Raw genomic sequence first — 8,356 nt, forward strand, 5'->3', positions numbered from 1 at the left:
GCGGGGGCAGCTGCCGCACCCCCTCGATGGCGGCCATGACCTGCGCCTTGGCAGACGTACGCGGCGGCTCGGCGACCGCTGCGGCCAGGCGTGCCGCGGTCGCCCCGAACTCCGCGGCTTCCTGCCGGCAGGCTTCACATGCCTCCAGGTGGGCTTCGAAGTCCTTGCGTTCGTCGGAGTCGAGTGCCCCGAGGGCGTAGGCGGCGGCAAGGGTGTGGGCGTCGGACGTGTGGTGTTTCATGTGGTCACCCCCATGCAGTCGCGGAGCCGGATGAGCCCGTCGCGCATGCGTGTCTTGATGGTGGGAAGCGGTGTGCGCAGGGCTTCGGCGACCTCACGGTAGGTCAGCCCCCGGTAGTAGGCCAGCGTCACGGCCTGGCGCTGGAGCTCCGTCAGGCCGCGCATGCAGCGGCGGACCTGCTCGGATTCCAGACGGGTTTCGACCTGTTCGGCGACCTCGTCGAAAGCGGTGGTGTGCTCGCGGGCGGCCTGGGCGTGTTCGCGGTCGGCGGCCGCTTGGGCGGAGCGGACCCGGTCCACCGCGCGCCGGTGGGCGATCGTCGCGACCCAGGTGGTGACCGATCCTGCGTCGGGCCGGTAGCGGGCGGCCTGCCGCCACAGGTCGATCATGGCCTCTTGGGCGACCTCTTCGGACTGTGCCCGGTCCCGCACCACCTTGAGCACGATCCCGAACACCAGGGGTGCGAGAGCGTCGTAGAGGACGGAGAAGGCCTCCTTGTCCCCCTGGGCGACCCTCTGCATGGTCTCGGCCAGACCGGCGCTTCCCTGGGCGGGGGCCGCGCCGAAGGGGAGCGGTTGGTTCACCGGCGCCGCTCCGGCCGCGGCGAGGAGGCGAAGGGGCGGCCGGACGCGGCCGTCGGGGGGCGGGGTGTCCATCGCATGCCGATCCTTGTCTGCTTGCGCTCGAACCGGGCCGGACCCTCCCCGAGCGGATGGGGTCCGGCCGCCCGAGCGGGAGGTCGTCTCAGCAATCCTTCGTAGCGGACGGGCCCGCGGATGGGAGGACACTTCGTCGGGCAGGACTGTCGACACAGCTACCCGCGGCACCTTCCGCCCCACCGTCGGTTCACTCCTTCGATCGCGGACCAATCCGCCGGACGGCCGCCGCCGAATACCGGGTGTGAGCAGCTTCCGCACCACCCTCTCCCGCACCGCGCTCGGCGCGACAGCCGGACTCCTGGCCGCCTTCTCCGCGCTCGCCGCGGCAGAGCTTCTCGCCGGTCTGGTCCGGCCGGCCGCGGGCCCGGTGACCGTGGTGGGCGGGGCCCTGATCGACCGTACGCCGGCCGCGGTGAAGGACTTCGCGATCCGCACCTTCGGGGAGAACGACAAGGCCGTCCTGCGACTCGGGATCCTCGTCGTCCTCGCGCTGACCGCGACGGGTCTGGGCGTGCTCGGCCTGCGTCGGCGGCGCGCCGGTGTCGCGGGGGTACTGCTGTTCGGCGTGATCGGCGCCGCCGCTGCCCTGAGCCGGCCCGACTCCACGGGCATCGCAGACGCGCTCCCCTCGCTGACCGGCGCGGTCGCGGGCGCGTTCGCCCTCCACCTTCTCGTATCGAGGGCCACGACCGCCAACGGCGGGAGCGGCGCATCCGGTTGGAGCAGGCGGGGGTTCCTGACCGCGGCGGCCATGACCGCCGGAGCGGCCACCTCGGCCGCCGTGCTCGGCCGCGTCCTCGTCGGCCGGCAGGGCCGTGGAGCCGTCGCTTCCCGCGACGCCCTCGTCCTGCCGGAACCCGCGTCCTCGGCCGCTCCGCTCCCGGCCGGAGTCCAGCTGAAGGTCCCGGATCTCACCCCCTTCACCACACCGAACCGGGACTTCTACCGCGTGGACACCGCGCTCGCCGTGCCCCGCGTCGACGCCGGAACCTGGCGGCTGCGGATCCACGGCAAAGGTGTCGCGCGCCCCCGCACGTACACGCTCGACCAGCTCCTCGCCCGACCACTCGTGGAACGGGACATCACCCTGACCTGCGTGTCGAACGAGGTCGGCGGCCCGTACGCCGGGAACGCCCGCTGGCTCGGCGTGCCCCTCGCCGAACTCCTCCGGGAAACGGGCGTCAGGCCCCCGTCCCGGGGCGGAGAGGCCGACCAGCTGGTGGCCCGCTCCGTGGACGGCATGACCCTCGGCTCCCCCGTCGAGGACGTCATGGACGGACGCGACGCCATGCTCGCCGTCGGGATGAACGGCGAACCACTGCCCTTCGAGCACGGCTTCCCCGTCCGCATGCTCGTCCCGGGCCTGTACGGATACGTCTCGGCGTGCAAGTGGATCGAGGACATCGAACTCACGACGTTCGACGCCTACGACCCCTACTGGGTGAAGCGCAAGTGGGCCCGCCGCGCGCCGGTCAAGACCCAGGCACGGATCGACACGCCCAAGCCCTTCGCCCGCCCCGCCGCCGGCAGCCTTACCGTCGCCGGGGTCGCCTGGGCCCAGCACCGGGGCATCAGCCGCGTCGAGGTCCGCGTGGACGACGGCCCCTGGCGGGACGCCGACCTGGCCGTGCAGGACACCGTCGACACCTGGCGCCAGTGGTCCTGTCCCTGGCAGGCAGCCCCCGGCGGACACACCATCACCGTCCGCGCCACCGACGGCACCGGCCAGGTGCAGACGGAAGAGCGCACCCGGACCGTCCCCGACGGCGCGAGCGGCCGGCACAGCGTCTTCGTCACCGTCCCTTAGACCACCGGGCCGGCGCCCTTCCGGCGCGCGGACCGGCACGAACCACCCACCGATGGAAGACCATCCGCTCCGAGGAGAAAACGCTCATGAACAGCAGCATGCAGATCCGCCGTACCGCCGTAGCCGTCGCCGCAGCCGCCCTGCTGCCCTTCGCCCTTGCCGCCTGCTCCGACTCCGAGAGCGACACCGACGCCGCACCGACGGCCGCCGCCGGCGACCGGGCCAGGACCGGAGGGACCACCCCTGCCGACGACGCGATGACGACGGGCCAGCCCTTCGGCCCTGCCTGTGCCGGCGTTCCGAAGGATGGCGCGGGCTCCTTCGACGGCATGGCCAAGGACCCGGTCGCCACCGCCGCCTCCAACAATCCGGCCCTGTCCACCCTGGTCTCCGCCGTCAAGCGGGCCGGACTCGTCGACACCCTGAACAACGCCAAGGACATCACCGTCTTCGCCCCGACCAACGACGCCTTCGCCAAGATCCCGAAGGCCGACCTCGACAAGGTCCTCGCCGACAAGGAGCAGCTGACCAAGATCCTCACCTACCACGTCGTCGGCCAGAAGCTCACCCCCGAGCAGTTGGAGAACGGCTCCTTCGAAACCCTGCAGAAGGGCACGGTCACCTCGAAGGGCTCCGGCACGTCCTACAAGGTCAACGACACCGCGTCCGTGGTGTGCGGCAACGTGAGGACCGCCAACGCCAACGTCTACATCGTCGACACCGTCCTCATGCCGAAGTAGCGGCCGACGGCGTCGGCACGTACCGGACCGGCCCGGCACCTCGATGGAAGACCGCGAGGTGCCGGGCCGGCTCAGCGGGTCCTTCCCCTGGGCTTCAGGTGGGTCGGGGGAAGTTCCGGAGAGGGAATCGGAGGGCCGTCGTAGCCCTTCACCTCACCGAACCTCGACCCGTTCATCCAGTCCTCCCGGGCCTGCGCGATCTCGTCGTGCGACCGTCCGATCCAGTTCCAGAACATGACGATCTCCTCCTCGAACGGCTCGCCGCCCAGCAGCATCAGGCCGGCGTCCGAGGTCGCGCGCAGGGGGAGGTCCGTGCGGCCGCAGCCCAGGTAGAGCATCGAGCCCGGGAGGACCGGGACGCCGTCCACGTGGGCTTCGCCCGACATCGACAGGACCGCGTACTCGAAGTCCGGGTCCAGCGGGAGCCGGGTCTCCGTGCCCGCCGCCAGGGCGAGGTCCGCGCCGACGATCGGGCTGTACGTCGTTCCGGGCGAGGCCGCCGAGTCCAGCGATCCCAGGATGACCGTCGCGGTCAGGCCCGGCGCGGTGACCTGCGGGAGCTCCGTGTGGTGCTGGAAGTGCGGCTCCACGTCGCGGTGGGCGTCGGGGAGGGCCACCCACAGCTGCGCGCCGTGCAGGAAGCGGGCGTGGCGGCGCGGGCTCTCCTCGGAGTGGCTGATGCCGCGGCCCGAGGTCATCAGGCCGAGCTCGCGCGGGCGTACCGTCGCGAGGCTGCCGACGCTGTCGCGGTGCAGCACCTCGCCCTCGTGGAGCCAGCTGACGGTCTGCAGCCCCGAGTGCGGATGGGGCGCGATCTGCATGCCGGGCTCGTCGGCGATGTCGTCCGGGCCGTAGTGGTCGACGAAGCACCAGGCGCCGACCATGCGGCGGCCCAGGTTCGGCAGGAGTCGGCGGACCTCACGGGTTTCACCGAGCTTGACGGTGCGCGGGCTCAGCAGCTCGCGCACGGGCTCGGCCACGACGAAACCGCGGCCGCCGCAGGTGGAGAGAGCGGGCTGGCGATCGAGATTGCTCATACGACACAACTTAGTCCCGGCACGGTCACCGCGGTCATTGGAATGTACGTCCGGTTCCACGTGTTGGAGGAGGCGGACACAGCACCGGAACGGCGGAAGGGATCCGATGAACACCCAGCAGGGCTACCTGGAGCACGGGACCGCGGCCGAGCGCTGGGACCGCGGCCTGCTCTTCTTCGAGGCGAAGGAGTACGCGAACGCCGCCCGGGTCCTGGACGGCGTGGCCTCCGAGGCCCCCGAGCTGCTGGCTCCGCGGCTGCTGCTGGCCCGCGCCTACTACCACTCCGCCCAGCTCTCCCGGGCCGAGCACGAGCTGCGCGCCATCCTGGAGCGGTGGCCCGTCGAGGACTACGCGCGGCTGATGCTCGGCCGGACCCTGGAGCGCCAGGGCCGGGCCGCCGAGGCTGCCCCGCACCTGCGGATCGCCGCCGCGATGGCCGGGGACCTTCCGGAGTAGTCCTCCGGATGCTCCTGATGCCCCTGGTGATCACGGAGCAGCACACTCCGTCGGCCGCTCCCCGGCCCCGCCCATGCGGGACCGGGGCCGCCCCTCGGTTAGCCTGGGGGCAATATGAACCGTCTGACCACGCCCTTCGGCTCCTTCGAGCTCGCCCGCTTCCCCGAGGACCCGCGCGACCGGCTCTTCGCTTGGGACGCCGCCGACGAGTACCTGCTGCGCCACCTCGAATCCGGTACGGGCGAACGCGGCCCGGTGGATCTGGCCGGTGCCGGGCAGATCACCGTGATCGGGGACCGCTGGGGGGCGCTGACGACGGCGCTGGCCGCGCACCACCCCACGCAGATCACCGACTCCAGCCTGACCCGTTCCGCCACCGCGGCCAATCTGGACCGCAACGGCATCGGGACCGCCAAGAGCACCGTGACGCTGCTGACCACGCAGGACGCACCGCCGGAGCGGATCGACGTACTCCTGGTGCGGGTGCCCAAGAGCCTGGCGCTCCTGGAGGACCAGCTGTACCGCGTCGCCCCGCACGTGCACGCCGGCACCGTCGTCGTGGGCACCGGCATGGTGAAGGAGATCCACACCTCCACGCTGCGGCTCTTCGAGAAGATCCTCGGCCCGACGAAGACCTCGCTGGCCGAGAAGAAGGCCCGCCTGATCTTCTGCACGCCCGGGAACCCCGGAGCCGCCCACCCCCGGACCGACGGGCCGTGGCCGGTGACGTACACCGTCGACCAGGACGCGGGATCGGGTTCCGGGCTGACCGTCGTCAACCACGCCGGGATCTTCTGCGCCGACCGGCTGGACGTCGGCACGCGCTTCTTCCTCCAGAACATCCCGACCAACACGGACGGGGCCCGGGTCGTCGACCTGGGCTGCGGCAACGGCATCGTCGGCACGGCGGTCGCGGTGGCCGACCCGGACGCCGAGGTCGTCTTCACGGACGAGTCGTACCAGGCGGTGGCCTCGGCCGAGGCCACCTACCGCGCGAACGTGAAGGGCCGGCTGGACCGCGCCGAGTTCCTCGTCGGCGACGGCGTCGCGATGCTGCCGCCGGGGTCGGTGGACCTGATCCTGTGCAACCCGCCCTTCCACTCGCACCAGGCGACGACGGACGCGACGGCGCTGCGCATGTTCGCCCAGTCGCGCAAGGCGCTGCGCCCGGGCGGCGAGCTGTGGGTGGTCGCCAACCGCCACATGGGCTACCACACCCACCTGCGCCGCCTCTTCGGCAACAACGAAGTCACCGCGAGCGAACCGAAGTTCGTGGTCCTGCGCGCGGTCAAGCGGCGCGAACAGCCCCGCCCCGCGTGACCTGCCGCTACGCCCCTTCGGTAACCCGCCGGTAGGTCCGTCGGTACGTCCTACACTCGGCCGCGTGAGCAGTCAGGTGGATCAGGACAGGACCTCCGGCGGGCGTTACCGGCGGGAGGACGTGGCCCGCGCGGCCGGCGTCAAGGTGCGCAACCTGCGCTACTACCAGGAGCGCGGGCTGCTGCCGCCGCCCCGTCGGGAGGGCCGGATCGCCTGGTACTCCGACGACCACCTCACCCGACTGCGCCTGATCAGCGACCTGTTGGGGCGCGGCTACACCGTCAACGGCATCGGCGAGCTGCTGGCCGCGTGGGAGCAGGGCGGCGGGATATCCCAACTGCTGGGCCTGGAGCGGGAGATGACCCGCGACTGGGAGCAGGAGGAGTCGGTCACCATGTCCCGGGCCGAGCTGCGCGAGCTGTTCGGCCCGACGGCGTCCCCGGCGGACACCCGGCGGGCGGCCGAGCTGGGCTACGTGACGATCGACGGGGACCTGGTCACGCACCGCAGCCGGCGCCTGCTGGAGGCGACGACGACCCTGGTGCGCGCGGGCGTGCCGCTCGGTGAGGTCCTGGACGCGGGTGACTTCGTACAGGCCCAGGCGGCCGCGGTCGCGGACCGGTTCGTCGCCCTGTTCCGGCAGCACGTGATCGGCCCGGAGGGCCTGGAACAGCTTTCGGCCACGCGTCTGCGGCACATCACGGAAGCGGTGGCGGCGCTGCGTCCGCTGGCGGGCGGGGTCGTGGCCGCGGAGTTCGCCCGGGCGATGGCCCGGCGGGTGGACGCCGAGGTCGCCGAGCTGCTGCGCGGGGAGTCGTCTGGGGCGTGACCGGCCGGTAGGAGTCGGCTTGAAAGGTGCGCCCGAGCAACCTTGCCAACCCCCATTGGCACTCTTACATTCAACTCGTCGGTAACAACGGTGCACAGCCGAACACAAGGGACGATCTCATGGCAGATTCCCCCAAGTTACCCGAAACTCCCGGCGAGGACGGCGACGAGAGAGCTGCCGGCGCGGGCCGCGTCCGCTGGCGCCGGTTCGCCGTACTGACCGTCCCCGCCGTGGCCGTGACCGCCGGACTCGGCATCGCCCTCGCTCAGGGCGCGCTCGCCGCCTCCTTCGCCGTATCGGGGCAGCAGTTCAAGGTGTCGGCCAAGAGCCTGGAGGGCGAGGGCTTCGCCCAGTACGGCAGCGTCGACGTCAACGCCCGCGAGGAGCTCATCCCGGTGGCGGTCACCGCCATCAGGGAGGCCAAGCTCAACAGCCTCTGCCAGTCGGTGGTCACCACCCTCCCGATCATCGGTGACATCTCGCTCAACCTCACCGCCGGTCAGAAGTCCCCCGTCGAGGCGAGCAACCTCTTCGTCGACGCCACCCAGCTCTCGGGCGACGCGGTCTTCACCAACATCGAGATCGGCCGGGACGCCTCCACCCTCGACAAGGGCCCGGCGGAAGCCGTGGGCATGCAGGACCTGTTCGCCCAGCAGGCCGACACCGTCAGCATCACCGATCTCCACCAGACGGCCTGGGCCACCAACGCGGGCACCTTCAAGCTCACCGGGCTGAACATGAACATCAGCAAGGGCAAGAAGGAATGCTTCTGAGCCGCTGGCGGCGGTGGCGGCGCGGCCGGCCGTTCTGGGGCGGGCTCTTCGCCGTCCTCGCCGGGGCCGAGATCTGTGCCCTGCCGCTGGCGCCGCTGAAGATCATGCTCCAGCAGGGGGTGGCGGGAATCCCGTCCGTCCTGATGGGCGTCGTCATGATCGTGCTCGGAATCACCGCCTGGTTCTCACCGGCCCAGCGCAGTCTGGCCGGGGTCCTGACCACCCTCATCGCCACCGCGGCGCTGGTCCTGTCGAACCTCGGCGGGTTCCTGATCGGCACCCTGCTCGGCATCCTCGGCGGCGGCCTGATGTTCGCCTGGCAGCCGTACGCCGCCCAGGTCGCCCGCGTCTCACCCGACGTCCCGGTCTCACCCGACGCACCCGTCACCCCGGTCGCCCCCACGGCCGCACACGGATCCGGCGCCGCCCCCGGATCCGCCGACGTACCCGCTCCCCCACCGCAACACGATCCCCAAGGAGCACAGCCATGAGC

The 8,356-nt window shown here is 71.7% G+C and carries 10 protein-coding genes; 7 read left to right on the top strand and 3 right to left on the bottom strand.

Annotated features, from left to right (window positions below; translation table 11 throughout):
- Together ACWGDE_RS32640 and sigK are read right to left on the bottom strand one after the other, a co-directional pair.
- Positions 1-241, bottom strand: a 241-nt coding sequence (locus ACWGDE_RS32640) for a zf-HC2 domain-containing protein (protein WP_453392655.1), incomplete at its 3' end; no start/stop codon positions are given.
- Positions 238-825: an ECF RNA polymerase sigma factor SigK gene (gene sigK, locus ACWGDE_RS32645; protein WP_453392663.1), complete on the bottom strand. Its 588-nt coding sequence runs from the start codon at positions 823-825 to the stop codon at positions 238-240. The genes sigK and ACWGDE_RS32640, both read right to left, overlap by 4 nt.
- Positions 826-1,132: 307 nt before the next feature.
- Between sigK and ACWGDE_RS32650 the strand changes: the two genes are divergently transcribed.
- Positions 1,133-2,707: a molybdopterin-dependent oxidoreductase gene (locus ACWGDE_RS32650; RefSeq protein WP_453392664.1), complete on the top strand. Its 1,575-nt coding sequence runs from the start codon at positions 1,133-1,135 to the stop codon at positions 2,705-2,707.
- A gap of 86 nt (positions 2,708-2,793) precedes the next feature.
- Positions 2,794-3,447: a fasciclin domain-containing protein gene (locus ACWGDE_RS32655; RefSeq protein WP_453392656.1), complete on the top strand. Its 654-nt coding sequence runs from the start codon at positions 2,794-2,796 to the stop codon at positions 3,445-3,447.
- Positions 3,448-3,518: 71 nt separating this feature from the next.
- Here the strand turns inward: ACWGDE_RS32655 and ACWGDE_RS32660 are convergent, their stop codons facing one another.
- On the bottom strand, positions 3,519-4,484 hold the full coding sequence (locus ACWGDE_RS32660; protein ID WP_453392657.1) for a pirin family protein: 966 nt from the start codon (positions 4,482-4,484) through the stop codon (positions 3,519-3,521).
- Between the two features lie 106 nt (positions 4,485-4,590).
- Between ACWGDE_RS32660 and ACWGDE_RS32665 the strand changes: the two genes are divergently transcribed.
- From ACWGDE_RS32665 to ACWGDE_RS32685, 5 genes are all read left to right on the top strand, one after another.
- A complete protein-coding gene (locus tag ACWGDE_RS32665; protein ID WP_453392658.1) occupies positions 4,591-4,941 on the top strand; it encodes a tetratricopeptide repeat protein in 351 nt (116 codons plus the stop codon).
- Between the two features lie 114 nt (positions 4,942-5,055).
- Complete coding sequence (locus ACWGDE_RS32670; protein ID WP_453392659.1) at positions 5,056-6,261, top strand: methyltransferase; 1,206 nt, start codon at positions 5,056-5,058, stop codon at positions 6,259-6,261.
- A gap of 64 nt (positions 6,262-6,325) precedes the next feature.
- Positions 6,326-7,090 (top strand): MerR family transcriptional regulator, encoded by a 765-nt coding sequence (locus ACWGDE_RS32675; protein WP_453392660.1) that lies wholly within the window; start codon positions 6,326-6,328, stop codon positions 7,088-7,090.
- A gap of 119 nt (positions 7,091-7,209) precedes the next feature.
- On the top strand, positions 7,210-7,863 hold the full coding sequence (locus ACWGDE_RS32680; RefSeq protein WP_453392661.1) for a DUF6230 family protein: 654 nt from the start codon (positions 7,210-7,212) through the stop codon (positions 7,861-7,863).
- A complete protein-coding gene (locus tag ACWGDE_RS32685) occupies positions 7,854-8,354 on the top strand; it encodes a DUF6114 domain-containing protein (RefSeq protein ID WP_453392662.1) in 501 nt (166 codons plus the stop codon). The genes ACWGDE_RS32680 and ACWGDE_RS32685 overlap by 10 nt, the downstream gene beginning before the upstream one ends.
- Positions 8,355-8,356 lie beyond the last annotated feature (2 nt).

Source organism: Streptomyces sp. NPDC054956, from assembly GCF_053609185.1.